This window comes from Mycobacterium sp. 852002-51163_SCH5372311 (assembly GCF_001667115.1).
In the GTDB taxonomy this organism is placed as follows: Bacteria; Actinomycetota; Actinomycetes; order Mycobacteriales; family Mycobacteriaceae; genus Mycobacterium.
The window spans coordinates 80,800-105,726 of the sequence record NZ_LZIJ01000197.1; the positions used below are offsets into that span (position 1 = coordinate 80,800).

28 protein-coding genes are annotated in these 24,927 nt (G+C 67.2%); 8 read left to right on the forward strand and 20 right to left on the reverse strand.

Translation table 11 applies throughout. The annotated features are described in order from the left end of the window. Positions 1-12: 12 nt before the first annotated feature. The 3 genes from trpC to A5791_RS24270 all read right to left on the reverse strand — a co-directional run bounded on the left by trpC (position 13) and on the right by A5791_RS24270 (position 3,173). Entirely contained in the window at positions 13-831 is an 819-nt protein-coding gene (gene trpC, locus A5791_RS24260; protein ID WP_067242538.1) for an indole-3-glycerol phosphate synthase TrpC, read from the reverse strand. A gap of 121 nt (positions 832-952) precedes the next feature. Then, a complete protein-coding gene (locus A5791_RS24265; RefSeq protein WP_067242540.1) occupies positions 953-1,642 on the reverse strand; it encodes a TIGR02234 family membrane protein in 690 nt (229 codons plus the stop codon). Then, positions 1,632-3,173, reverse strand: coding sequence for an anthranilate synthase component I (locus tag A5791_RS24270; RefSeq protein WP_067242542.1), 1,542 nt, complete (start codon positions 3,171-3,173; stop codon positions 1,632-1,634). The genes A5791_RS24265 and A5791_RS24270 overlap by 11 nt, the downstream gene beginning before the upstream one ends. A 64-nt stretch (positions 3,174-3,237) precedes the next feature. On the opposite strand from A5791_RS24270, the gene A5791_RS24275 reads away from it, so the two are divergent. Then, positions 3,238-3,693 carry a peroxiredoxin gene (locus tag A5791_RS24275; protein ID WP_067242544.1) on the forward strand — a complete coding sequence of 152 codons (456 nt, stop codon included), beginning with the start codon at positions 3,238-3,240 and terminating at the stop codon, positions 3,691-3,693. An 18-nt stretch (positions 3,694-3,711) separates the two neighbouring features. Here A5791_RS24275 and A5791_RS24280 read toward each other — a convergent pair whose 3' ends face one another. Beyond that, on the reverse strand, positions 3,712-4,803 hold the full coding sequence (locus tag A5791_RS24280) for a calcium:proton antiporter (RefSeq protein WP_067242546.1): 1,092 nt from the start codon (positions 4,801-4,803) through the stop codon (positions 3,712-3,714). A 110-nt stretch (positions 4,804-4,913) separates the two neighbouring features. On the opposite strand from A5791_RS24280, the gene A5791_RS24285 reads away from it, so the two are divergent. Then, entirely contained in the window at positions 4,914-6,398 is a 1,485-nt protein-coding gene (locus A5791_RS24285; protein ID WP_067242548.1) for a serine/threonine-protein kinase, read from the forward strand. A 1-nt stretch (position 6,399) separates the two neighbouring features. Here A5791_RS24285 and hisI read toward each other — a convergent pair whose 3' ends face one another. From hisI to hisH, 5 genes are all read right to left on the reverse strand, one after another. Further along, positions 6,400-6,759, reverse strand: a complete 360-nt coding sequence (gene hisI, locus A5791_RS24290) for a phosphoribosyl-AMP cyclohydrolase (protein WP_067242550.1) — start codon at positions 6,757-6,759, stop codon at positions 6,400-6,402. Continuing rightward, on the reverse strand, positions 6,756-7,541 hold the full coding sequence (hisF, locus tag A5791_RS24295; protein ID WP_067242552.1) for an imidazole glycerol phosphate synthase subunit HisF: 786 nt from the start codon (positions 7,539-7,541) through the stop codon (positions 6,756-6,758). Before hisF ends, hisI begins: the two co-directional genes overlap by 4 nt. A 1-nt stretch (position 7,542) precedes the next feature. Continuing rightward, positions 7,543-8,343, reverse strand: coding sequence for an inositol monophosphatase (locus A5791_RS24300; protein WP_067242554.1), 801 nt, complete (start codon positions 8,341-8,343; stop codon positions 7,543-7,545). Between the two features lie 7 nt (positions 8,344-8,350). Continuing rightward, a complete protein-coding gene (gene priA / locus A5791_RS24305) occupies positions 8,351-9,097 on the reverse strand; it encodes a bifunctional 1-(5-phosphoribosyl)-5-((5-phosphoribosylamino)methylideneamino)imidazole-4-carboxamide isomerase/phosphoribosylanthranilate isomerase PriA (RefSeq protein WP_067242556.1) in 747 nt (248 codons plus the stop codon). Positions 9,098-9,194: 97 nt separating this feature from the next. Then, positions 9,195-9,815 carry an imidazole glycerol phosphate synthase subunit HisH gene (gene hisH / locus A5791_RS24310; protein ID WP_067242558.1) on the reverse strand — a complete coding sequence of 207 codons (621 nt, stop codon included), beginning with the start codon at positions 9,813-9,815 and terminating at the stop codon, positions 9,195-9,197. Positions 9,816-9,898: 83 nt separating this feature from the next. Between hisH and A5791_RS24315 the strand changes: the two genes are divergently transcribed. Continuing rightward, positions 9,899-10,888, forward strand: a complete 990-nt coding sequence (locus tag A5791_RS24315) for an RNA-guided endonuclease TnpB family protein (RefSeq protein ID WP_067242560.1) — start codon at positions 9,899-9,901, stop codon at positions 10,886-10,888. Between the two features lie 13 nt (positions 10,889-10,901). Here the strand turns inward: A5791_RS24315 and hisB are convergent, their stop codons facing one another. From hisB to A5791_RS24335, 4 genes are all read right to left on the reverse strand, one after another. Next, positions 10,902-11,528: an imidazoleglycerol-phosphate dehydratase HisB gene (gene hisB, locus A5791_RS24320; RefSeq protein WP_067242562.1), complete on the reverse strand. Its 627-nt coding sequence runs from the start codon at positions 11,526-11,528 to the stop codon at positions 10,902-10,904. Continuing rightward, a complete protein-coding gene (locus tag A5791_RS24325) occupies positions 11,525-12,655 on the reverse strand; it encodes a histidinol-phosphate transaminase (RefSeq protein ID WP_067242564.1) in 1,131 nt (376 codons plus the stop codon). The genes hisB and A5791_RS24325 overlap by 4 nt, the downstream gene beginning before the upstream one ends. Beyond that, positions 12,652-13,968, reverse strand: coding sequence for a histidinol dehydrogenase (gene hisD, locus A5791_RS24330; protein WP_156661590.1), 1,317 nt, complete (start codon positions 13,966-13,968; stop codon positions 12,652-12,654). The genes A5791_RS24325 and hisD overlap by 4 nt, the downstream gene beginning before the upstream one ends. Positions 13,969-14,033: 65 nt before the next feature. After that, complete coding sequence (locus tag A5791_RS24335) at positions 14,034-14,549, reverse strand: DinB family protein (RefSeq protein ID WP_082967113.1); 516 nt, start codon at positions 14,547-14,549, stop codon at positions 14,034-14,036. An 84-nt stretch (positions 14,550-14,633) separates the two neighbouring features. Between A5791_RS24335 and A5791_RS24340 the strand changes: the two genes are divergently transcribed. Then, on the forward strand, positions 14,634-15,044 hold the full coding sequence (locus A5791_RS24340; protein ID WP_067242568.1) for a nitroreductase family deazaflavin-dependent oxidoreductase: 411 nt from the start codon (positions 14,634-14,636) through the stop codon (positions 15,042-15,044). A gap of 160 nt (positions 15,045-15,204) precedes the next feature. Here A5791_RS24340 and A5791_RS24345 read toward each other — a convergent pair whose 3' ends face one another. Then, positions 15,205-16,233 carry an alcohol dehydrogenase catalytic domain-containing protein gene (locus tag A5791_RS24345; RefSeq protein WP_067242570.1) on the reverse strand — a complete coding sequence of 343 codons (1,029 nt, stop codon included), beginning with the start codon at positions 16,231-16,233 and terminating at the stop codon, positions 15,205-15,207. Positions 16,234-16,273: 40 nt separating this feature from the next. Between A5791_RS24345 and A5791_RS24350 the strand changes: the two genes are divergently transcribed. After that, positions 16,274-16,840, forward strand: coding sequence for a TetR/AcrR family transcriptional regulator (locus A5791_RS24350; protein WP_067242572.1), 567 nt, complete (start codon positions 16,274-16,276; stop codon positions 16,838-16,840). Here the strand turns inward: A5791_RS24350 and nadC are convergent. From nadC to nadA, 3 genes are read right to left on the reverse strand one after another with little or no spacing between them, the layout of a single operon-like run. After that, positions 16,837-17,697, reverse strand: a complete 861-nt coding sequence (nadC, locus tag A5791_RS24355) for a carboxylating nicotinate-nucleotide diphosphorylase (protein WP_067242693.1) — start codon at positions 17,695-17,697, stop codon at positions 16,837-16,839. The genes A5791_RS24350 and nadC overlap by 4 nt on opposite strands. Beyond that, positions 17,697-19,277, reverse strand: a complete 1,581-nt coding sequence (locus tag A5791_RS24360) for an L-aspartate oxidase (protein WP_067242574.1) — start codon at positions 19,275-19,277, stop codon at positions 17,697-17,699. The genes nadC and A5791_RS24360 overlap by 1 nt, the downstream gene beginning before the upstream one ends. Continuing rightward, on the reverse strand, positions 19,274-20,332 hold the full coding sequence (gene nadA, locus A5791_RS24365; RefSeq protein WP_067242576.1) for a quinolinate synthase NadA: 1,059 nt from the start codon (positions 20,330-20,332) through the stop codon (positions 19,274-19,276). The genes A5791_RS24360 and nadA overlap by 4 nt, the downstream gene beginning before the upstream one ends. Positions 20,333-20,380: 48 nt before the next feature. Between nadA and A5791_RS24370 the strand changes: the two genes are divergently transcribed. Continuing rightward, positions 20,381-21,103 (forward strand): NUDIX domain-containing protein, encoded by a 723-nt coding sequence (locus A5791_RS24370; RefSeq protein WP_067242578.1) that lies wholly within the window; start codon positions 20,381-20,383, stop codon positions 21,101-21,103. Between the two features lie 159 nt (positions 21,104-21,262). After that, positions 21,263-22,603 carry a lipase family protein gene (locus A5791_RS24375; RefSeq protein WP_067242581.1) on the forward strand — a complete coding sequence of 447 codons (1,341 nt, stop codon included), beginning with the start codon at positions 21,263-21,265 and terminating at the stop codon, positions 22,601-22,603. Here A5791_RS24375 and A5791_RS24380 read toward each other — a convergent pair. Genes A5791_RS24380 through bioB form a run of 3 tightly spaced genes read right to left on the reverse strand, consistent with a single transcriptional unit; the run spans position 22,598 to position 24,574 of the window. Beyond that, positions 22,598-23,239, reverse strand: a complete 642-nt coding sequence (locus A5791_RS24380; protein WP_067242696.1) for a DUF2567 domain-containing protein — start codon at positions 23,237-23,239, stop codon at positions 22,598-22,600. The genes A5791_RS24375 and A5791_RS24380 overlap by 6 nt on opposite strands. A gap of 35 nt (positions 23,240-23,274) precedes the next feature. Further along, a complete protein-coding gene (locus A5791_RS24385; protein WP_067242582.1) occupies positions 23,275-23,511 on the reverse strand; it encodes a hypothetical protein in 237 nt (78 codons plus the stop codon). Positions 23,512-23,536: 25 nt separating this feature from the next. Then, entirely contained in the window at positions 23,537-24,574 is a 1,038-nt protein-coding gene (gene bioB, locus A5791_RS24390) for a biotin synthase BioB (protein WP_067242698.1), read from the reverse strand. 135 nt (positions 24,575-24,709) lie between these two features. Between bioB and A5791_RS26940 the strand changes: the two genes are divergently transcribed. Continuing rightward, entirely contained in the window at positions 24,710-24,880 is a 171-nt protein-coding gene (locus tag A5791_RS26940; protein ID WP_197504769.1) for a hypothetical protein, read from the forward strand. Positions 24,881-24,927: the final 47 nt, after the last annotated feature.

The following is a 24,927-nucleotide window of genomic DNA, read 5'->3' on the forward strand; positions in this document are numbered from 1 at the left end:
GCTCATCAACGGCTAGCGAGCCGGTTTCGGACAGGATGGATGGGTACCGGCGGTGACCAGATCGGCAACCGCCGCACGGGGATCACCGCTTTTGACCAGACCTTCACCGACCAACACGGCGTCAGCACCGGCACCGGCGTAGGCCAGCAGATCACCCGTGTGGCGCACACCTGATTCGGCGATCCGGATCACGTTGCTGGGCAGCCCAGGTGCGATCCGCGCGAAGCAATCCCGGTCAACCTCGAGGGTCGCCAGATCACGCGCGTTGACACCGATCACCCTGGCGCCCGCCTTCAATGCCCGGTCGGCTTCCTGCTCGGTGTGCACCTCGACAAGCGCGGTCATGCCAAGTGATTCGGTGCGGTCAAGCATCGACACCAGCGCCGACTGGTCCAGCGCGGCCACGATGAGCAACAACATGTCGGCGCCGTGCGCGCGCGCTTCGTGGATCTGATAAGGCTGCACCACAAAGTCTTTGCGCAATATCGGAATTGAAACCGCGGCGCGCACCGCGTCAAGGTCATCGAGCGAGCCTTGAAAACGTCGCTCCTCGGTCAGCACGCTGATGATGCGTGCGCCGCCATCCTCGTAAGCCCGGGCCAGCTTTGCCGGGTCGGCGATGGTGGCCAGCGTGCCCGCCGACGGGCTGGCGCGCTTCACCTCGGCAATGACACCGATACCCGGCTCGCGCAAGGCGGCCATCACATCGAGCGGCGGCGGTGCGGCAGCAGCGGCGGCCTTGATCACCGACAGGCTCACGACGGCTTCGCGCGCGGCAACATCGGCCCGGACTCCCTCGAGGATGGAGTCAAGGACGGTTGCCGGACTCATGCCTGCGTTTCCTCTCCACTGCAGTCCCACTGCCATTGCACTGCCCTCGCATCGTCGCGACGGCCTGCCAGCCGAATTCCGCGACGTTCATGAAGGGTAGCGGCCGTCGGCGCGCGGTTCGTCACCGACCCTCGGTGTCCGACCCGCGGGACGAATCGGTCGGGTCACGCCCCTCGTCGAGGGCATCCCAGATCATCCGCTCCGACATACCCCCCTTCGGTGCGGACGTGTCATTTTGATGGGCATCGTCGCCGCGTGCCATCGATCGGCGGACAGCAGGCGCCGCGTATTTCGCAGTCCTCTCGTCGTCCGTCCCGAAGATCACCGCCGAGCGCATCAACAACACGGCGGCGATCAAAGTGCAAACGGCTGAGGCGAGGGCGATCGCCGCACCCCAGTAGTGCCGCTCGCTTCCGACCAACGACGCTATCGGGATATGCGCGAGTTCGGCGCCGCGCACCGACACGTCGGGGATGACCCACAGACTGATGCCGAGATAGCCGACGGCAAAGCTCGTCGCCGCCAGCAGTCCGGCCACCAGTCGCATCGGCCAGCCGCGCACCGCGACCGCTGCCACGGCAGTGGCGAGCATCAACAACGCCAGCGGCAGCAGAGCCGTCGACCACGATGCGCCGGACAACGTCACCGATTTGGGCGGGCCCAGCCCGTCGAACGACCGGACCACCACCCACGGCAGCCGCGACGCCGTCCACAGCAGACCCGCTGCGACCACCAGCAACACCTGAGCGATCCCGATCGTCAAGCGGCTGGTCAGCCGACGGGGCCGATCGCTCCCGGACTTAGGAGCCACGGCTGCTCGCCTCCGGAACGGCCAGGGTCTCGGCGGCGGCGACGGCAGCGAGCACAGCGCGCGCCTTGTTGGTTGCCTCGTTGTATTCATAGGGCCCGTTGGAGTCGGCCACCACCCCACCGCCGGCCTGCACGTACGCGGTGCCGTCGCGCATCAGCGCGGTGCGAATCGCGATCGCGAAATCGGCGTTGCCCGCGAAGTCGAGGTAGCCGACCACGCCGCCGTACAGGCCGCGACGCGTCTTCTCCACCTCTTCGATGAGCTCCATCGCACGGACCTTCGGCGCGCCCGACAGCGTGCCCGCCGGGAAGCACGCAGTCACTGCGTCCAGGGCGGTGCGGCCCTCGTCCAGCACCCCGGTCACGGTGGACACCAGATGCATCACGTGGCTGTAGCGTTCGATGTGGCTGTAATCCTCGACCCGGACGGTGCCCGGCGTGCACACCCGGCCCAGGTCGTTGCGACCCAGGTCGACCAGCATCAGGTGTTCGGCCAGTTCTTTTTCGTCGGTCAGCAGCTCCTTCTCGAGCAGCTGATCCTCTTCTTCGTTGTGTCCGCGCCAGCGAGTGCCGGCGATCGGGTGTGTCGTAGCCCGGCCGTCGCTGACGGTGACCAGCGCCTCCGGACTGGACCCGACGATCGAAAAGTCCGTTGCGCCTTCACTATTCGGCACCTGCAGCAGATACATGTACGGGCTTGGATTGGTGACCCGCAGGATGCGGTACACGTCGATCGGATCGACCGGGGTGTCCACCTCGAATCGCTGCGACGGCACGACTTGAAACGCCTCACCCGCTGCTATCTGCTCCACCAGGTACTCGACGATCTTGCCGTATTCCTCGACCGTGCGCTGGGCTCGATGCCGCGGTTCGGGCCTGCTGAACGTGGCGACGGTCGACGGCAGCGGCTGACCAAGCGCCGCCGTCATCACGTCCAGCCGAGCGACGGCGTCGTCGTACGCCCAGTCGACCCGCTCGTCGGTGCCGTTCCAGTTCACCGCGTTGGCGATCAGCGTGATGGTGCCCTCGTGGTGATCGACCGCGGCCAGATCGGTGGCCAGCAACAGCAACATGTCCGGCAATCGCAGGTCGTCGACGGCCAGCTCGGGCAGGCGTTCCAGGCGCCGTACCAAGTCGTAGGCGAAGAAGCCGACCATGCCACCGGACAGGGGTGGAAGCCCCGGGAGGGGCCCGGTGGCCAGCAGTTCGAGAGTTGCCCGCAGAGCCTGCAGTGGATCGCCGCCGGTGGGGGCGTCCTGCGGAACGGTACCCAGCCACACGGCCTGGCCGTCGCGAACCGTCAGCGCCGACGGCGACCCCGCACCGATGAACGACCAGCGCGACCAGGATCGGCCATTCTCGGCGGATTCCAGCAGAAAGGTGCCGGGACGGTTGGCGGCGAGTTTTCGGTACGCCGACAGCGGGGTCTCGCTGTCGGCCAAGACCTTACGGGTCACCGGCACAACACGGTGTTCGGCCGCCAGGTGGTGGAAGTCCTCGCGTGAGGTGGTGGCGGCGAGGTGGGCGTGCACCGGACCATCTTCCCAGATCCGGCGCCGCGACCTGGTCCTGCATGCGGGGCGTAGCCTGACGGCCATGAAAACTGGTGACATCGTGGCCGACTTCGAACTGCCCGATCAGACCGGAACGCCGCGCAAGCTCAGCGCCCTGTTGTCCGACGGGCCCGTCGTTCTGTTCTTTTATCCGGCAGCGATGACTCCGGGCTGCACCAAGGAAGCCTGCCACTTCCGGGATCTGGCTTCGGAATTCGCCACCCTGGGAGCGAGCAGGGTCGGCATCAGCGTCGATCCTGTCCAGAAGCAGGCCAAGTTCGCCGAAACGCAGAACTTCGACTACCCGCTGCTGTCGGACTCCGACGGCAAGGTTGCCGCGCAGTTCGGCGTCAAGCGCGGTTTGCTCGGCAAGTTGATACCGGTCAAACGCACCACGTTCGTCATCGACACCGACCGCCGGGTGCTCGACGTGATCTCCAGCGAGATCAGCATGGACGCCCACGCCGACAAGGCGCTGGAGACGCTGCGCGCGAGATAACCCAGTCGGGCTACCAAATCAGGGGTTCGCGGCCAGAAAGACGTAGGCCGCCAGCAGCACCAGATGCAATTCGCCCTGCAGTCGGGTGGCACGGCCGGGAACGACCGTCAGCACACTGATCACAACGGTCACCAGCAGCAGCACCAGCTGGATGGCGCCAAGCCCCAGCAACAACGGTCCCTGGATCCAGATCGAGGCAAGCGCGATGACCGGAATCGTGAGCCCGATGCTGGCCATCGCCGAGCCGTAGGCCAGGTTCAGGCTCGTCTGGATACGGCCCTGCCGCGCCGCGCGCGCTGCCGCGAGTGTCTCCGGCAACAGCACCAGCGCGGCGATCACCACGCCGACGAACGACCGCGGGAAGCCGGCCGCCGCCACCGCATGGGCGATCGCCGGCGATTCCTGCTCGGCCAGGCCAACCACCGCTACCAGCGCGACCAGCAGCAACGCCAGGCTCGTCAGCGCGCTGCTGATGCTCGGCGGCTCCGCATGGCTCTCGTCCTCGAAGAAGCTCTTTTGACCTCGCTGTGTGACCGGCAGAAAAAAGTCACGGTGGCGCACCGTTTGCGTGAACACGAACAGCAGATAGAGCACCAGCGAAGCGACTGCCGCGAACGCAAGCTGCCCCGGCGTGAACTCCGGACCCCGTTGACCTGTGGTGAACGACGGCAGCACCAGGCTCAGCGTCGCCACCGAGGTCACCGTCGCCAGGGCGGCGCCGCTGCCATGGGCGTTGAACAACGTCACGCCATAGCGGTGGGAACCGAGCAGCAGTGACAAGCCGGCGATCCCGTTCGTGGTGATCATCAGGGCGGCAAAAGCGGTGTCCCTGGCCAGGGTCGCCGTCTCGTTTCCACCCTCTGCCATGAACGTCACGATCAAGGCCACCTCGATGGTCGTCACTGCAACAGCCAGCACCAGTGACCCGAATGGCTCGCCGACGCGGTGCGCCACCACCTCGGCGTGATGTACCGCGGCCAGAACGGCACCACCGAGCAACACCGCCGCCACCACGGCGGCTACCGGCCCGAGGTGCTCGCCCCACGTCAGCGCCAGCACGATGAGGGCAAGCAGCGGGACCACCACGGTCCACGACACACGTTTCAACATCGACCGCCATTCTTCTTCAGGCCACCAGCCAACCGAACGGCGACGTATGCCCGCTGCTGCCCCCGCTAGTTATCCGGTTGCCGCAGCGCGGGCGTAAGTAGCATGCTCACATGCCGCAACCCGATGGCCTCAGCGAAGGCGAGATATTCGCCGGATACACCATCATTCGACGGCTCGGTGCCGGCGGAATGGGACAGGTGTATCTGGCTCAGCATCCGCGACTGCCCCGTCGCGATGCCCTGAAAATCTTGCCCACCGAGGTCAGCGCGGATCTCGAATTCCGCCAACGTTTCAACCGTGAGGCCGAGTTGGCCGCCAGCCTCTACCACGAGCACATTGTCGGGATCCACGATCGCGGCGAATATGAAGGGCAACTGTGGATCTCGATGGACTATGTCGAGGGGACCGACGCGGCAAGACTGCTGAGCAGCCAGTACCCGTCGGGTATGCCGCGCACGGACGTCGTCGAAATCGCCTCGGCTGTTGCCGAGGCGCTCGATCACGCGCATTCCCGCGGACTGCTGCACCGTGACGTCAAACCGGCCAACATCCTGCTCGGTGATGCCCACCCGCGGCGACGCATCCTGCTCGCAGACTTCGGTATCGCGCGCGAACTCGGCGAGATCAGCGGCCTGACCGCGACCAACATGGCGATGGGCACCACCGCCTACTCTGCGCCCGAACAACTCCAAGGCGCCGACCTGGACGGCCGAGCCGACCAATACGCCCTCGGATGTACCGCATTTCACCTGCTCACCGGCAATGCACCGTTCCAGCATTCCAACCCGGCCGTGGTCATCACCCACCACCTATCGGCGCCGCCGCCGCGGGTCAGTGAGCACCGCCCCGAACTGGCAGAACTCGACGCGGTCATTGCCCAAGCAATGGCCAAAAATCCGGACGAACGTTATGCGACGTGCTCGGATTTCGCGTCGGCACTGGCGGGCACACCGGTCACCGCAGCAGGTTCGACAGACTCCGGACCGACGCGGGCGGTCGCAACGCCAGAAAGCTCGTCACTGCCAAAACGCACCCGTCGGCTGGGGCCGGCGGCGCTGATCGCGGCGGCGGTCACCATTGTGCTGGTTGCGGTGGCCGTCGTCGTCGGTGCCCGGATGCTCGGCTCCCACTCCCACCGACAGGCCGGCGGCGTCGCTGCGCCAGCGGCACCGTCGAGCGCCAATGCGGCGCCGCCGTCGACGCCTACGACAAAACTGGCCGCCCGAATCACCGACGAATTCGGCGTACTCACTCCCGCAGAGCACTTTGCGGTGAACCTGGCCATCACCAGGCTCGACAACCGGCGTGGTACCCACCTGTGGGTGGTGTATGTCAAGAACTTCGGCGGCGTCAAGCCGCTGCGATGGGCCGAGGACACCATGCGCGCCAACGGTTTCGGTGACGCCGACGCCATGCTGGCCGTCGCTACCGACGAGTCGGCCTTCTCATTCCGGGTGCCCGAGGCGGTGACCAATGGAAAGCCGATCGAAGTCGACAGGATCCGGCGCGAGCGGATCAAGCCGGCTGTCGACCACCAAGCATGGGCGCGCGCGGCGCTCGCCGCAGCAGAAGGATTGGAGGCATTACCCGGCTGATTCAGCGTGGCGGTTGATTCTCGGGCTCGAGCAGCACGGTCGCGTCAAAGCAGCTGTGGTCACCCGTATGGCACGCGCCGCCCACCTGGTCGACCGTCAACAGCACGGTGTCGCCGTCGCAGTCCAGCCGCACCGAATGAACGTGCTGCGTATGTCCGGAAGTCGCCCCCTTGATCCACTGCTCGCCGCGGGACCGCGAATAATACGTCGCCTCACGGGTTTCCAGGGTGCGGGCCAATGCCGCATCGTCCATCCAGGCGACCATCAGCACGTCACCGCTGTCACGCTCCTGTACGACGGCGGTGAACAGGCCGTCGGCGTTGCGCTTCAGCCGCGCGGCGATGTCCGGGTCGAGCGTCATCGCACGGTGATCCCTTCTGCCGTCATCGCGGCCTTCACCTGCCCGATCGTGAGTTCACCGAAGTGAAAAACGCTGGCCGCCAACACCGCATCGGCGCCAGCGGCAACCGCCGGTGCGAAGTGTTCGACGGCGCCCGCTCCCCCGCTGGCGATCACCGGAACCGTCACCGCGGCGCGCACCGCCCGCAGCATCGGCAGGTCGAATCCGGCCTTGGTGCCGTCGGCGTCCATCGAGTTGAGCAGGATCTCGCCCACGCCGAGCTCGGCACCGCGAGCGGCCCACTCGACCGCGTCGATTCCGGTTCCGCGCCGACCACCGTGGGTGGTGACCTCCCAGCCCGAAGGCGTCGGCTCCGAGCCGGGCGGTACCGTGCGAGCGTCGACGGACAGCACGATGCACTGGGACCCGAACTGGTTTGCCATGTCCGCCAACAGATCCGGGCGGGCGATGGCCGCGGTGTTGACCGAAACCTTGTCGGCCCCCGCCCGCAACAACACGTCGACGTCGGAAACCGTGCGCACCCCGCCGCCGACCGTCAGAGGGATGAACACCTGCTCGGCGGTGCGGCGCACCACCTCCAGCATGGTGGCCCTGCCCGACGACGACGCGGTCACATCGAGAAACGTCAGCTCGTCGGCGCCGTCGGCGTCGTAGGCGGCGGCGAGTTCCACGGGATCGCCCGCATCCCTGAGATTCTCGAAATTGACGCCCTTCACCACCCGTCCGTCATCGACGTCCAGGCAAGGAATCACCCGCACGGCAAGGCCGTCACCGGAATACATCTCAGTAATCCTCCGGTTGGCCCGTGCTGCGCACGATTTCGAGCATCTCGCCGTGGGTGCCGGGGGCTGCGGCCAGCGCGGACCGTGATTCCGGGGTCCACGGTTCGCCGGCCAAGTCGGTGACGACCCCGCCGGCGGCCTGCACCAGTGCCACGCCGGCCGCGTGGTCCCACACATGGCCGCCGAAAACTATTGCCCCACCCAGGATTCCATCGGCGACGTAAGCAAGGTCGATACCGGTCGAGCCGTGCATACGCAACCGCGACGACACCCGGCTGAGATTTTCCAGCAGCGTGACTCGATAGCGGCCCGGGAAGCGGCCCCGCGAATCGGCGCTGAAGCTGCCGACCCCGACCAGCGCGTCGGACAGCTCGGTATGTTCCAGCGACGGCTGCGGCACACCGTTTTTCATCAAGGGGCCGCCGGCGACGGCGGTGTAGCGCTCGTCGGTGAACGGCAACCAGGACAGGCCGGCCACCGGTTCGCCGTTGTGCAGCAATCCCAGCAAGATCGCGGCCATCGGCGACCCGGCCGCATAATTGAACGTACCGTCGACCGGATCGAGCACCCACACCCACGTCGAGTCGACAGCCGAACCACCGAATTCCTCACCGTGCACGCCGATTCCGGTCGCGTCCTCCACCGCGGCGACGACTTGGCGCTCTATGGCGAGGTCGACTTCGGTGGCAAAGTCGTTGCCCTTCTTCCGCACCGCTGAATCAGCGCGGTGGCCGTCCAGGAACTGCGGCACCGCCGAGTCCAGGATCGCCGACGCCTTTTCGACTAGCGCGTTCAAATCCATTTCGGGATCAATCCCGCACCGCGGCCAGCGCCTGCGGCAAGGTGAACCGCCCGGCGTAGAGCGCCTTGCCGACGATGGCGCCCTCGACCCCGCGATCGGTCAGGGTGGCGATGGCGCGCAAGTCATCGAGGCTGGACACGCCGCCAGAGGCGATCACCGGCGCGTCGGTGCGTTCGGCTACGCCGGCCAGCAGCTCCAGGTTGGGACCGCCCAGCGTGCCGTCCTTGGTGACGTCGGTGACGACGAACCGCGAACACCCTTGGACGTCAAGGCGTTCCAGCACCTCCCACAGGTCACCGCCGTCGGTTTCCCAGCCGCGCCCGCGCAACCGGTGCTCGCCGGCCGGGTTGTCCCGGTCGATCTGCACGTCCAACCCGACGGCCACCTTGTCACCATGTTCGGCGATCACCTGTGCACACCACTGCGGGTTCTCCAGGGCCGCCGTTCCCAGGTTGACCCGCGCACAGCCGGTGGCCAGTGCGGCGGCAAGCGAATCGTCGTCGCGGATACCGCCGGAGAGCTCGACGTGCACGTCGAGCTTGCCCACCACTTCGGCCAGCAGTTCGCGGTTGGAGCCCCGGCCGAACGCTGCATCAAGATCGACCAGATGAATCCACTCGGCACCGTCGCGCTGCCAGCCCAGAGCGGCGTCCAACGCTGAGCCGTACTCGGTTTCGCTGCCGGCCTTGCCCTGGACCAGGCGCACGGCGCGGCCCTCGACCACGTCGACAGCGGGTAACAAGATCAGCCGCACAGTTCCTCCCAGGCGCCGCGCTGCGGTGCGCCGACAGTGCAACTAGCGACACGTCTTCTCGACGTTTGCGTCGCGGAATGCACTTTCGCGAAGTCTTTCACAGTCCCTCAACCCAGTTGCTCAGCACCGCCGCACCGGCGTCCCCACTCTTCTCCGGGTGAAACTGGGTCGCCGCCAGCGGCCCCTCCTCCACCGCAGCCAGGAACGGCACCTGGTGGGTGGCCCAGGTCAGCAGCGCCTCCGACGACCCTTCCCAGCGTTGGGCGGCGTAAGAATGCACGAAGTAGAACCGCGCGTCGACGTCCAGCCCCTTGAACAGCGCGGTGCCGGGCGCCGCCTTCACCACGTTCCAGCCCATGTGCGGGATAACCGGAGCGTCCAGCCGGGTGACGGCTCCCGGCCACTGGCCGCACCCTGTGGTCTCGACGCCGAACTCGACCCCACGGGCGAACAGGATCTGCATCCCGACACAGACTCCGAGCACCGGGCGCCCGGCGGCGATCCGCTCGGCGATGATCCGCTCGCCGGCGATTTTTCGCAGGCCGCTCATGCATGCTTCGAAGGCGCCCACCCCCGGCACCACCAGCCCGTCAGCTGCCGACGCGGCGTCGGCGTCTGCGGTGACCTCGACGGCGGCGCCGACGCGCTGCAGCGCTCGCTGCGCCGACCGCAAGTTTCCCGAGCCGTAGTCCAGCACCACCACGGATTTAGCGCTCACAGAAGTACCGCCCAGGAAGCCTCGGCCCTTAGGCCGAGAAGGAATGGGGGGTGTTGTCGTAGCGTGTCCGTAGCGTTCGCCGCGTGAACGTTGTCCGTTATCGGTACAGGCTGCGCCCTGGCCAGGCCGCGATGGCGGCGATGCTGGCCGAGTGGGACCGCTGCCGGTGGGTGTGGAACCGGGCGGTGGAACGACTCAACGAGACTGGTGAGTGGGTCCGCGACACTACTTTGACCGCCTGGCGGGGTGAGCATGACTGGCTGGGTGAGGGCTCGGTGGTGGCCCAACAGCAGATGCTGCGCAACTTCCGTGCCAAACGCGCCAAGGGCAAGGGGCGGCGCAAGTTTAAGTCCGCCAAACGGTGCCTGCCGAGCCTGAACTACACCAAACGGGGATTCACTGTTAAAGATGGCCGTCTGTGTCTTGCTGGTGGCCTTTGTGTCCCGGTGGTGTGGTCGCGGGAACTGCCGGCCGAGCCCAGCAGTGTACGCAGCTACCGCGACAGCATCGGGCACTGGTACGCCAGCTTCGTGGTGCGCCGCGACGGCGCGGTGCTGCCGGCCTGTGATCAGGCCATCGGCATCGACTGGGGTGTGCGCGCCGTGGCGACCACCACCGACCCCGACTACGACCTCGCGCACCCCAAGCACGCAAAACGTGCCGCCCAAGGGCTTGCTCATGCGCAGCGCACGATGGCGCGGCGCAAACCGGCCCCCGGCCAACGTGCATCCAAGGGGTACCTGAGCGCCAAGCGCGTTGCCGCCAAGCTGTCCAAGAAGGTCGCCCGCCAGCGCCAAGACACCGCGCGTAAGTGGGCCACCAAAGTCGTTGCCGCCCACGGGATCTTGGCGGTGGAGGACTTCAAGCCGAAGTTTCTGGCGAAGTCCCGCATGCTGCTGTCGCAACGGGTTTTCGTCTGCGAGTCCTGCGGGGCAATCTGCGACCGCGACCGCAACGCTGCCAGAGTCATTCTGGCCAGGGCTGGTCTCAACCCTGCCGGTGTTGAAGCTGTAAGACATTCGGATCTCCTTGAGGTCCGGGTGCTCGCTGAGCCGGGAATCCCCGCCCCCTAGGGCGGAGAGGACGTCAAAGAACACCTTTGGTGGATGGCACGCCCGACACGCGGGGATCGGGCTCGACGGCTTGGCGCAGCGCCCGGGCGACCGCCTTGTACTGCGCCTCGGTGATGTGGTGCGGGTCGCGCCCGTACAGCACACGCACGTGCAGCGCGATGCGGGCATTGGCGGCCAACGTTTCGAAGACGTGCCGGTTGATGACTGTGTGGTATGGCACCGAGTTCCCGGCAATGGTGGTGTGCTGCAGGTGATCCGGCTCTCCGGTGTGCACGCAGTAGGGCCGGCCGGACACGTCGACGGCCGCGTGGGCCAGCGTCTCGTCCATTGGGATGAACGCGTCCCCGAACCGGCGGATGCCCTTCTTGTCTCCGAGGGCCTGCCCAAGGGCCTGGCCGAGCGCGATCGCGGTGTCCTCGATGGTGTGATGCCCCTCGATCTCCACATCGCCTTTGGTGCGCACCGTCAGGTCGAAGCTGGCGTGGGTGCCGAGAGCGGTCAGCATGTGGTCGTAGAACGGGACGCCGGTGTCGACGTCAACCTGCCCGGTGCCGTCCAAATCGAGTTCGACGACGATGTCGGATTCCTTGGTGCGGCGTTCGATGCGCGCGCGGCGCGTCCTGGTTTCGGTGGCGGTCACGGTGCTCCTACTGGGCTGGAGGTGAGTTCAGTCGTGGCGATCTCGGCGCTTGCTCGCAAGAACGCGTCGTTTTCATGAGCCAGTCCCGTTGTGGCACGTAGATAACCGGGAATGCCGACGTCGCGGATCAGAACTCCGGCGTCCAGGTAGCGCTGCCAGGCTACCGGCGCGTCGGCGAATTCGCCGAACAGCACAAAATTTGCATCGCTCGGAATGACCCGAAAGCCCATGGCGGACAGCGCCGTTGTCACCCGCTCGCGTTCGGCGATCAAGGTGGCAACGCTGCCCAGAGTGTCGTCGGCGTGCCGCAGCGCCGCCCTGGCCGCGGCCTGGGTGACAGACGACAGGTGATAGGGCAACCGCACCAACAGCATCGCGTCGATCACCGCCGGCGTGGCGATCAGGTACCCGAGCCGTCCGCCGGCGAAGGCGAATGCCTTGCTCATGGTGCGGGTGACGATGAGTCGAGTCGGATATTCCTCCACCAGCACCACGGCGCTGGGTTGCGACGAAAACTCGCCGTAGGCCTCGTCGACAATCACGATTCCGGGCACCACATCCAGCAGCCTGCGTAGCGCTGGCAGCGAAATGCTTTGTCCGGAAGGGTTGTTGGGGCTGGCGATAAAGACCACATCGGGTTGTCGTTCGGTGACGGCGGCGACGGCGGCGTCGACGTCGAGGCTGAAGTCGCAGGCGCGGCGGGTCTCGATCCACTCGGTGTGGGTGCTGCCGGAGATGATCGGGTGCATCGAGTAGGAGGGCACAAAACCTATCGCGGTGCGCCCCGGCCCACCGAACGCCTGCAGCAGCTGCTGCAGAATCTCATTGGACCCGTTGGCGGCCCAGAGGTTTTCGACACTCAGCGGGACGCCGGTCTGGGCGGTGAGGTAGGCGGCCAAGTCGGCGCGCAACGCTACCGCGTCGCGGTCCGGATAACGGTGCAGGTCCGCCGCGGCATCCTGCACCGACCGCACCAGGTCGTCGACCAGCGCCTGGGTGGGCGGGTGCGGGTTCTCATTGGTGTTCAGCCGCACCGGGACCGCCAATTGCGGTGCCCCGTAGGGTGATTTGCCGCGCAGGTCGTCGCGCAGCGGCAAGTCTTCGAGCGTGGGTTCAGGCGTACTCATCGTTCGAACCTCCGCCGTACCGCCTCACCGTGTGAAGGGAGGTCTTCGGCCTTGGCCAGCGTGATCACATGTCCGGAAACATCTTTCAGCGCCGCTTCGGTGTAGTCGACGACGTGGATGCCACGTAGGAATGTCTGGACCGACAGCCCACTGGAGTGCCGGGCGCTGCCGACGGTCGTCAGCACGTGGTTGGACCCGGCGCAGTAGTCGCCCAGGCTGACCGGCGCCCAGGGTCCGACGAAGATGGCGCCGGCCGAGCGTACGCGTCCGGCGACCTGTGGCGCGTCGGCCGTCTGGATCTCCAGATGCTCAGCGGCATAGGCGTTCACCACTTTGATGCCGGAGTCCAGGTCGTCAACCAGAATGATCGCCGACTGGCGTCCACTCAGCGCGGCGGTGACCCGATCGCGGTGCACGGTGGTCTGCAGCTGGGCGGCCAGTTCGTTATCGGTGGCGTCGGCCAGCTCGAGGCTCGGGGTCACCAGCACGCTGGCTGCCATCTCGTCGTGCTCAGCCTGGCTGATCAGGTCGGCGGCTACGTGGGCGGGCTCGGCTGTGTGGTCGGCGAGGATGGCGATCTCCGTGGGTCCGGCTTCGGCGTCGATGCCCACCTGTGATCGGCACAGCCGCTTGGCCGCCGTGACATAGATGTTGCCGGGTCCGGTGATCATGTCGACCGGTGCCAGGTCGGCGCCGTCGACGTCGGCGCCGCCGTAGGCCAGCAGCGCCACCGCCTGCGCGCCGCCCACGGCCCATACCTCGTCGACTCCCAGCAGCCGCGCCGCGGCCAGCACGGTCGGGTGCGGCCAGCCCCCGAACGCCGCCTGCGGCGGGCTGGCCACCACCAGCGAATCGACGCCGGCGACCTGGGCAGGCACCACGTTCATCACCACGCTGGACGGGTACACCGCTTGACCGCCGGGAACGTACAAACCCACCCGCTCGACCGGCACCCACCGCTCGGTGACCGTCGCGCCGGGGGCGAGCGCGGTCGTGACGTCGGCGCGGCGCTGGTCGGCGTGGACTGCGCGGGTTCGCTCGATCATCACCTGCAGTGCGTCGCGGACGTCGGGCTCCAGTCCGGTCAGCGCGGCGTTTAGCACCGCGTCGGGAACGCGGACGGCGGGCGGCCGCACACCGTCGAATGACTCCCCGAATTCCAGCGCCGCCTCAGTCCCACGTTCGGCCACGGCCTGCACGATCGGCCGTACCTTGGGCAGCACGCTCTCCACGTCGGCACCGCCGCGCGGCAGGGCGCCCCGCAGCCGGGCGGCCGTCAACTGCGCGCCCCGCAGGTCGATGCGGGCCATCACCGGAGTCGTGCTCACTTGGACCTCACGTGGCCCATTGTCCCAGAGCAGCTCAAGTGGTTATCAGTTCAGGTGTGGCGGGGTGTGGATGAGACCTGACGGCGGATGTCGAGGAGATGGTGCTGCGCCTCATGCATCGTATGTATCGCGACCCATCGCAACGACCGTTCGCAAGTTTCCGGGTAGTGGTAGACAACCGTGCGATCCCAGTCGTCCGCAGACAACCGGGCAAGAACGTTGACGAACAGTTGCGCGGCGTCCGCCAGCTGGCGAGCCACATCCTCGGGCTCCTGGTCGGCGTACCCGTCGTGCACGACGCGCTCGTCGCGTCCCAACGGGGAGCAGTCCGGCCGGTCCGTCCGGCGGGCGGCCAGCACCCTTTCCCGCTGCACCAGCAGCATGTCCCGCAGATGGCATCCGTATTCCAAGGGCGACCACACGTCGGACCGACGTCGCGACGGCAGGTCGATGTCGCGGTCGCGCAGGATTGCCACGACCTCGGCGATTCGCTCTGGGATGCCCCGCACGACTGCGGCAGACCCGCCGAGGTCGTAGACGAAGCCGCAGTCTACGCACTGATCCATCACCCCGCCATCCTTCCGTCGACCGGTACAGTGCCGATTCAGGGCCGGTTCAGGGCCAGAATCAGGCGCACAGAAGGGAGCATCATGTCCGCGAAGGATCACCCCAACAACGCCCCGGGCGTACCGATGGTCTACCCGACTTGGTTCGAGAACATCCAGGTCAAGTACCTCAATCCCGCGCTAAAGCCGATCGCCCGCTACCTGCCGGGGACCGCGACCATTGAGCACCGCGGGCGCAAATCGGGCAAACCGTACAGAACGATCGTCACGACCTACCGCAAGGGCGGCGTCCTGGCAATCGCCCTGGGTCACGGCAAAACGGACTGGGTCAAAAACGTGCTGGCCGCAGGCGAGGCCGACGTTCACTACGCCCGCAAAGACCTGCACATCACCAACCCGCGGATTCTGTCCGCCGGCTCCGACGGCTCGGATTTGCCGTGGTTGGTGCGCCTGCAGCTGCGGCGCATGGCGGTCTTCCTCGCCGACATCGCGTGACGGTGAGCTGACGGCTTTCAGTGTGTAATGACGGCTTTGATTGTGTAACAACGGCTTTCAGTGTGAAATGAGGGCGGCAATTTCCCGATTTTTCCGCCCAGGATTCACAACCAACGCCCAGGATTCACAGTCAAGCCCGGGACGCACACTCGATACGAAGCTAAGCCCTGGCGAAGACGGTCTTGCCGGTCATCGCCGGCCACGCCGTCGGAGCGTCCTCCCACGCCACGACACGGTCGACGACCGGCGACAGATCCAATCCGCCGGCGAGCAACTCGAGCACTCGCGGAATGGCCGCACGCGCATTGACGCGACCGGTGACGAACCGCACCCCGCGGGTGTACATCGCGAGCAACGGCATCTCGACCGTGGGCTGGAAATACGCCCCCGTGTCGGTACACACCCCGTCTGGCCAGGTCGCGCGCAGTGTCACGGCAAGCACTGCCGGATCGGTGGAGGTGTGCACGGTGACCGGGTAACGGCCCCAGGACTTGTCGGGTTTGGCGACGTCGTGGGCCGCTGCGCCGAGCTTCTCGGCGGCGGCCAGTCGCTGCGGATCGGTGTCTATGTAGTCCACGTGTGCTCCCAGAGCGGCCGCGAAGGCGGCCGCATACAGCCCGATCGACAATCGCCCGACTACCAGCACGCGGCGATCAACCTCGTCAAGGCTGTCCAGCTCGCCGATGAAGGGACCGATCGTGCGCCAGCCGTCGGGGATGTTGTCCGACAAAGAGGCGATAGCCACCGGATCGAGGTTTTCTGCGACTGGGACCAACATGGCGTCGGCGTAAGGCACCAGCACCAGATCCGACAGGAAGCCACCGCCGTCCAGGCCGGAGATCGGGGCCATGCCGTAGGTCGACATCAACGGCAGTGAGCCACAGGAACCCGTCACGCCGCGGCGACAGGGATTGCACGTTCCGCAACTGATCTGGAACGGCACCACCACCCGGTCGCCGGCCCGGACACCGGTTACGTCGTCGCCGACCGCGACGACTTCGGCCAGGCCCTCGTGTCCGACCGCGTGTCCGGGCGGCACCGGCAGCCAGCCTTGAGAAACCCCGACGTCCAGATCACAACAAGCCACCACGATCGGCCTGACCAGCGCTTGCTGCGGTGCGGTGATCGTCGGCTCGGGCACCTCGCGCCAGTCATATCGCCCGGCTTCTTCGAACGTCAGCTGCCTCATCTCAGCATTCTTGAGTAATTGCTCAAGTATTGTCAAGACTATGCCGAGACGAGATCGCAGCCGCGCCGCACTCCTCGAGAACGCCGCCACTCTGTTCCGGCGGCAGGGCTACGCGGCAACCGGGCTCAACCAGATCCTCGAGCAGGCCGGCGTCAAGCCCGGCTCGCTGTATCACCACTTCCCGCAGGGCAAGCAGCAGCTGGCTGCCGCGGTTGTCGACACTGCCGGCGCAGCCATCGAGCAAGTACTGCGCAGGCTTCTTGCCACCGATCGACCGGTGGCCGACATCGTCGATCGCTGGATCGATCTGATGGCGGCCGGGCTCGCCGGTGACCAGCGGGACGGCTGTCCCGTCGAACCGATCGCCACCGAGTCGGTGCACGCGAGTCAACAGGTACGCACAGCCTCCGCGCGCGTCTTCCAGGGCTGGTGTGCGGCGATCGCCGATCGGCTGCGGTCCGAGGGCTGGTCGCCGAAGGAGGCGGAAAGCGTTGCGCTGGCGGTGATCTCGCTGATCGAGGGAGCGTTGATCCTGTCCCGGGTGGCAGGTGACACGGCCGCGCTCGACGCCGCCAAGCCCGCGGCCCGCACACTGCTGCGGGGCTAAGGCATGTCGAGGCCGATATCGAGGGCGCGCACCGAGTGCGTCAGCGCCCCCACCGCCAAATAGTCCACACCGGTGGCGGCGTAGGTGGCGGCTGTCTCCAGGCTCAAGCCGCCCGACGACTCGAGCAAAACGGTAGGCGCGCGAGCGTCCCGTCGCTGCACGGCGATCTGCGTCTGCCACACCGGGAAATTGTCCAGCAAGACCAGCTCCGGCTTTTCGGCCAGCACGTCGTCGAGCTGCTCGAGCGAGTCGACTTCCACCTCACAGGGCAGATCAGGCGCGGCGTCGCGCACGGCCCGCAGCGCTGCGACGACCGAGCCCGCGGCTGCCACATGATTGTCCTTGATCAGAGCGGCGTCGCCCAGGGCCAGCCGGTGGTTGACGCCCCCGCCCACCCGCACCGCGTATTTCTGCAGGACACGCAGCCCCGGCAAAGTCTTGCGGGTGTCCCGGATCTTGGCCTTGGTGCCCTCGACCGCGTCGACCCAGGCCGCCGTGACGGTCGCGATCCCTGACAAGTGGCAGACCAGGTTCAGCATGGTCCGCTCGGCGGTCAACAGGCCCTGAGTCTGCGCCTGCACCGTCAACAGCGGCTCGCCCGGCTGCAACCGGGTGCCGTCGGCGACGCGATGCAGCACCTGGTAACCGTTGACCCCGATCACCTCGTCGAGCACCAGCAAGGCGGCGTCGACTCCGGCGATCACACCAGCCTCCCGGGGCACCATCGACGCCGTCGCCACCGCGCCGGACGGCACCGTCGCCGTGGTGGTGACATCGGGCCCGTAGCGCAGGTCTTCTTCCAGACCGCGCCGAATGGTGTCTCGAGCGGCCGACAGTTCGCAGTCGGACAGCGTCATCAGCCCACCGCCGCCAGCGCCTCGGCGCACACCGCATCGTCGGCCAGCCGGATCACCAGACTGCGGGCCTGGTCCGGGTCTGCCGAGTCGTAGTCGGCGCGGTGGTGACAACCCCGGCTTTCGGCGCGCGCCAGCGCCGCGGCGGCCACCGCCCGGGCAGTCAGCGTCAATGCCACGTCCTCGAAGTCACGACGGTTTGCCAGGTTCCGGGGCTGCGCCGCCGACAACCTGCTGGCCAGCCTTTGCAAGCCGGCGGCGTTGCGCACCACCGAGGCGTCCCGGCTCATGGCGCGTTGCAGATCCGCGCGCGCCAGCGCCGTGTAATGGATTTGCTGCGGCGGGGTCGCGAGCGAACCGCCGGCCGCCGCGGCATGTGCAGCAGCGGCCTTGCCGGCGCGGCCACCGACCACTAGGCCCTCGAGCAAGCTGTTGGACGCCAACCGGTTCGCACCGTGCATCCCGGTGCGGGCCACCTCGCCGGCGGCGAACAGCCCGGGCAGCTCGGTCTGTCCATACACATCGGCAACCACACCGCCACAGCTGTAGTGCGCTCCCGGAACGACCGGGATCGGTTGCCGCACGGGGTCGATGCCGGCCGATCGACACACCGCGGTGACGGTCGGGAACCGCGACTCGAAGCCGGCGATGCCTCGCGCGTCGAGGTAGGCACACGGATCGCCGGTGGCCCGCAGGCGCGCGTCGATGGCACCCGCGACGACGTCGCGCGGCGCCAGGTCACCCATCGGATGGACACCGGCCATGATCGAATTGCCTTGCCGGTCAATCAGAGTCGCGCCTTCGCCGCGGATGGCTTCGGTGACCAGTGGGCGCCGGCCGCCGGTGTGGTCGTGGTAAAGCATCGTCGGGTGGAACTGGATGAACTCGAGATCGCTGACCGCAACGCCGGCCCACAACCCCAGCGCGATGCCGTCGCCGGTGGAACCGTCGGGATTGGTGGTCGCGCTGTAGAGGTGCCCGAGTCCGCCGCTGGCCAGGATGACCGATGGCGCACTGATGATGCCGCAGCCGTAGGGGTTGAGCACTGATACGCCGGTAACCATGCCGCCGTCGTGCAGCACCCGCAGCCCGACATGGCTGGTGCGAACATCCAGGGCGCGCGCGGCCTCATCGAGCGCCCGCTGGACTTCGGCGCCGGTGGCGTCACCGCCGGCATGCACGATACGGCGCCGAGAGTGGCCGCCTTCGCGGGTGAGCGCCCACCGGCCCGGTGCCGATTCATCGAATCGCGCTCCGTCGCGCACTAATTCGGATACCGCGCGATAACCGTCGGCCACGATGGAATACACCGCGTCGGGATCGCACATGCCCGCGCCGGCGGCAATCGTGTCGGCGACGTGGGCATGTATCGAATCTTCGTTGTCGGGGTTGTCGGGCAACACCACCGCGATGCCGCCCTGCGCGTAGTGCGTCGCGGTCACCCCGCGCACCTGGTCGGCCTTGCTCAGGACGACGACCCTGCGGCCGGCGCGGTGCGCCGCCAGCGCGGCGGCCAAACCGGCCACCCCGGTGCCGATGACGACGACGTCCGCCGTGTCCCGCCAGGCGGGCCCGGGCGTCATTCGCCGCCCCCCGGCTGCCCGATTTCGATCATGCGCTGCACACTGCGGCGGGCCGCCGCGGCGGTTTGCGGGTCGACATGAACCTCGTCGGCACCCTCGACCAGGCAGCGCAGCAGGGCCGCCGGGGTGATCATTTTCATGTACTTGCACGAAGCACGGTCGTTGACGGCTCGGAAGTCGACCTGCGGCGCCGCGCGGCGCAGCTGGTGCAGCATGCCGACCTCGGTGGCGACCAGCACCTTGCGGGCGTGGGTCTGGTGCGCAGCGTCGAGCATGCCGCCGGTAGACAGGATCTTCACCCGGCCGGCGGGAAACGCGCCCTCACCTGCCAGGTATAAAGCCGAAGTGGCACAACCACATTCGGGGTGCACATACAGTTCGGCGTCCGGATTCGAGCGAGCCTGCTCGGCGAGCTCGTCGCCGTTGATCCCGGCATGCACGTGGCATTCGCCCGCCCATACCTGCATGTTCTTGCGGCCGGTCACCCGGCGTACGTGCGCGCCCAGGAACTGGTCCGGGCAGAACAGCACCTCGCGGTCGGGATCGATGGAGGCCACCACGTCCACCGCATTCGAAGAGGTGCAGCAGATGTCGGTGAGTGCCTTCACCGCCGCCGTGGTGTTGACGTAGGAGACGACGACCGCGTCGGGGTACTCGTCCTTCCAGGCACGCAGCTCGTCGGGGCTGATCGAATCGGCCAGCGAGCAGCCGGCGCGCTGATCGGGAATCAGGACGGTCTTGTCGGGGCTGAGGATTTTGGCCGTTTCGGCCATGAAGTGCACGCCGCAGAAGACGATGGTGTCCTCCGCGGCCTCGGCGGCGATTCGCGAGAGCGCCAGCGAATCCCCCACGTGGTCCGCGACATCCTGGATCGCGGGAAGTTGGTAATTGTGGGCCAGCACGGTGGCATTGCGCGCCTCGGCCAATCGGCGGATCTCCGCGGCCCACTGCGCGTCACCGTCGACGCCGGCATAGCCGGTTGGGGAGTCGCTGATGCCGGCCAGCAGGTCACTCACGTCGCAATCAAGCGGCTCCGTGGGATCCAGGACCGTCATTGGTCCGCTCCTTTCGCGCCAGGAGGTTTTCGACTTATAATCGAAAACATGCCCAATAGTAGCACCTCGCATGAAGTGCTCGCGGTCGTGTTCCAGGTTCGCCAAGTCCCCGGGGCCTCGGGCGCCGACAAGCCGCAGCTGAACGTGTTGTTATGGCAACGCGCCCAGGATCCGCAACGCGGCGCTTGGTCGCTGCCCGGCGGGCGGCTGCGCAACGACGAGGACATGACCACTTCTGTTCGCCGCCAGCTGGCCGAGAAGGTGGACCTGCGAGAAGTGGCCCATCTCGAACAGCTCGCGGTGTTCTCGGACCCGAAACGGGTGCCCGGCACCCGGATGATCGCGTCGACCTTCCTGGGCCTGGTGCCCTCCCCCGCCACGCCGGAACTGCCGCCGGACACTCGATGGCACCCGGTCAGCTCGCTGCCACCCATGGCGTTCGATCACGGCCCGATGGTCACCCACGCCCGAGCCAGACTGGTCGCCAAGATGTCCTATACCAACATCGGATTCGCGTTGGCGCCAAGAGAATTCGCGCTGTCGACGCTACGCGACATCTACGGCGCCGCTCTCGACTATCAGGTCGACGCGACCAATCTGCAACGAGTACTGGGGCGCCGCGGGGTCATTACCGCGACCGGCACAGTGGCCGCATCCGGCCGCAGCGGAGGACGTCCGGCCGCCCTGTACCAGTTCACCGATTCCCAGCTGCGCGTCACCGACGAGTTTGCCGCGCTTCGACCTCCCGGGCTCCCCGGGCTTTCCGGTTAACAGTTGCCGCGCTCCAGCGCGCCGCGCTGCCGTACGGTGCTGTGACGGGCCACACGGCGATTCGCGCACCGAAGTTTGCATTCGCACCGGTACATTTAGTAAGAAATTAGTAAGAGACGGGCGCCGAGGACCTGCGGCTGGCCCACGAAGGGAGCCTCAATGGTCGAGCTCGGCAACCTGGCAAGAGCGACCGGCGCGGAATGGATCGGCCGCCCCCAACACGAAGAGTTGCAGCGCAAAGTACGGCCGCTACTCCCCTCCGACGATCCGTTTTACCTGCCGCCGCCGGGATTCCAGCACGCCGAACCCGGGACCGTGCTGCGTTCACGCGACGTAGAACTGGCCTTTCTGGGCCTGATCCCGCAGCGTGTGACCGCCACGCAGCTGCTGTACCGAACGATGGACCTGAACGGCCGGCCGGAGGCCACGGTGACCACGGTGATCGTGCCCGCTCAGCGTGCTCCCGGCGAGATCTACCCGCTGCTGTCCTATCAGTGCGCGATCGACGCGGTGTCGTCACGCTGCTTTCCGTCCTACGCGCTGCGCCGCAGGGCCAAGGCGCTCGGCTCGATAAGCCAGTTGGAGCTCTTGCTGATCACCGCCGCTGTCGCCGAAGGATGGGCGGTTTCGGTTCCCGACCACGAGGGCGTGCACGGCATGTGGGGCGTGCCGTACGAACCGGGCTATCGGGTGCTGGACGGTATCCGTGCCACGCTGAGTTCCGAACGCACCGCGCTGTCCCCGGCGGCGCCGGTCGCGCTGTGGGGGTACTCCGGCGGAGGTCTGGCCAGCGCATGGGCCGCCGAAGTATGCGGGGAGTACGCCCCGGATCTGGACGTCGTCGGCGCGGTGCTGGGATCGCCGGTCGGCGACCTGGGCCACACCTTCCGCCGGCTAAACGGCACCTTCCTGTCCGGTTTGCCCGCGCTGGTGGTCTCGGCACTGCAACACGCCTATCCCGACCTGGACCGGGTGATCAAAGAGCACACCAACGACGAGGGTCGCGAGCTGCTCGAACGGTTGAAGAAGATGACAACGGCGGAAGCGGTCATCCGGATGGCGGGCAAGAACATGGGCGACTTCCTCGACGAGCCGCTGGAAGACACCCTGGCCAGACCGGAGATTTCGCACGTCTTCGAGGCCATCAAGCTGGGCAGCGCAGTGCCCACACCGCCGGTGTTGATCGTGCAGGCCGTGCATGACTACCTCATCGACGTGGACGACATCGACGCGCTGGCCGACGCCTACTCGGCCGGCGGCGCGGACGTCACCTACCACCGCGACGCGTTCAACGAGCACATGATGCTGCACCCGCTGTCTGCGCCAATGGCACTGCGCTGGCTCACCGACCGGTTTGCACGCAGACCGCTGACCGACCACCTCATCAGGACCACCTGGCCCACGGCGTTCAACCCGATGACCTACGCCGGAATGGCCCGGCTGGCCGCAATCGCGGCCAAGGTCATCACCGGCCGGAAGGTGCCGCGCCGTCCGCTATGAGACGGCCCCCTCCGGCGCTTCCGGCTGCATAGGCGCCACCACTGTTGCCATGGCCGGCGGCTGGTCGGCCACCGGTAGTCCCCCGAGGTCGTCGCGGGCGCTTGCGGCTGCGAACACCGCGTAGACCAGGCAAGCGGTGGCCGCCGGCCACAGTAGGGTGGTCGCCACCTGCAGCGGCTTTTGCGCGTAGAACACCGGCGGCGCCTCGATGACGTAAGCGATCCGGTGCTCGCCGCTGAGCGGGACAGCGTCGAAATTCAAATCGCCGTAGCGCAGCCGAATCAGCACCGCCCCTACCGCTGCCGCCACGGCCACCGCCGTCACCAGGCCGATCAGCAGCCCGAGCACCATGAAGGGCCCCCGTTGCTCGCGCCACTGCCACAGCAGCACCGGTGCCACCACCGCAACCACGGTGAACAGACCGATCAGCAGAGTGGGCGCCACGAAGAAGTGCTGGGATTCGGTGCCCAAGTAGTCGTGCACCCGCTCACCGCTGCGAGTGATCGCAACCACCGCATGGATCGGCGGGGCGATCCAGGCCCACAGCCCTCCGATCAACAGCCCGGTCGCCGCCAGGGCCAACGCCACGATCGTGGCCGCACGGACCGGCGACGTCCGCGGGCCGCCGGCAGGCATGTCCGGCTCGGCGGGCATGTGAGCGGGATAATCCGTCACCGCTGCGCCTCGGCGTCGGCGGAGTCGACCTGTCCGTGCCGCGAGCACTGCGCCCGCCAGCCGTCGGGGCGGACCTGCACGATCATCCGGCGTCCGCATTGCGCGCAGAACCGGGGCGGCTCGAGGCCCAACTGAGCCGCAGTAGGGCTAGGCGTGCCCGCCAATTCGCCGGTGTAGACGTTGTAGACACCGGCGCTGACCGGAGCGCCCAGTGCACCCGCTTCTGCAGCCACGGTTCCCAGTCTCTAACAAGCTGGCTTACAAACTGGCATTGAGCGCCTTGATCGGCATCTGCAGGTCGTCGAGGAGTTCCAGGTCGGCCTCGGCCGGACGGCCCAACGTGGTCAGGTAGTTGCCCACGATCACGGCGTTGATGCCGCCCAGGATGCCCTGCTTGGCACCGAGGTCACCCAGGGTGATCTCGCGGCCGCCGGCGAAGCGCAGCATGGTGCGCGGCAACGCCAGTCGGAAGGCGGCCACCGACTTGAGGGCTTCGCCGGCCGGCATCACCTCGAGGTCCCCGAAGGGGGTGCCCGGCCGCGGATTGAGGAAGTTCAACGGCACCTCGTCGGGACCCAGCTCCGCGAGCTCGGCCGCGAATTCCGCGCGCTGCTCGAGCGTCTCCCCCATGCCGAGGATGCCGCCACAACACACCTCCATGCCCGCGTCGCGCACCATCGAAAGCGTCTGCCAGCGCTCTTCCCAGGTGTGCGTGGTCACGACGGTGGTGAAAAACGACCGCGCCGTCTCGAGGTTGTGGTTGTAGCGGTGCACGCCCATCTCCGAGAGTCGGTCCACCTGCTCAGGACTGAGCATTCCCAGCGAGCACGCGATGTTGATCTCGACTTCGTCGCGAATGGCCTCGATTCCGGCCGCGACCTGTGCCATCAACCGCTCGTCGGGTCCGCGCACCGCGGCCACGATGCAGAACTCGGTGGCGCCGGACTTGGCGGTCTGTTTGGCCGCCTCGACCAGGCTCGGGATGTCCAGCCAGGCGCTGCGCACGGGCGAGGTGAACAACCCCGACTGGGAGCAGAAATGGCAATCCTCCGGGCAACCGCCGGTTTTCAGGCTGATGATGCCCTCGACCTCGACCTCGGGTCCGCACCAGCGCATGCGCACTTCGTGGGCCAGTGCCAGCAGTTCCTCGAGCCGGTCGTCGGGCAGCTGCAGCACCTGCAGCACCTGGTCCTTGGTCAATCCCTCGCCGCGGTCCAGCACTTGCTCGCGGGCCACCGCGAGAATGTCGGAATCGTGGTCGGCTTCGGCGGTCGGTCGAGTTGCCGCTTGCGTCACCAGGTACTCCCCTGCGTCTTTGTATGGCCGCGCATGCGCCCACATCTGCCGGCATCATCGGCAGCGCTGAATAGAAGGTGTTCAAAGTAGGGTAACGGCCACAGATAATGCCGACCGCCGGGGTATACGACCACGATGACCGATGCGACCTACGCGACTACCACGCACGTCGAGTACGTGGCACACCACATGCTGCTGCTCGCGGTGCCCGCGTTCTTGCCGGCCGTCGTCGTCGTCGGCGTCATCTTGTACGTCGCGATGAAAGATCGGCGCAACGGCACGCCTTCGGACAAAAAACAGGATTGACCGGCGCACAATGCGGGCATTCTCAGCGAGTCGCTAGCTTACTTAGG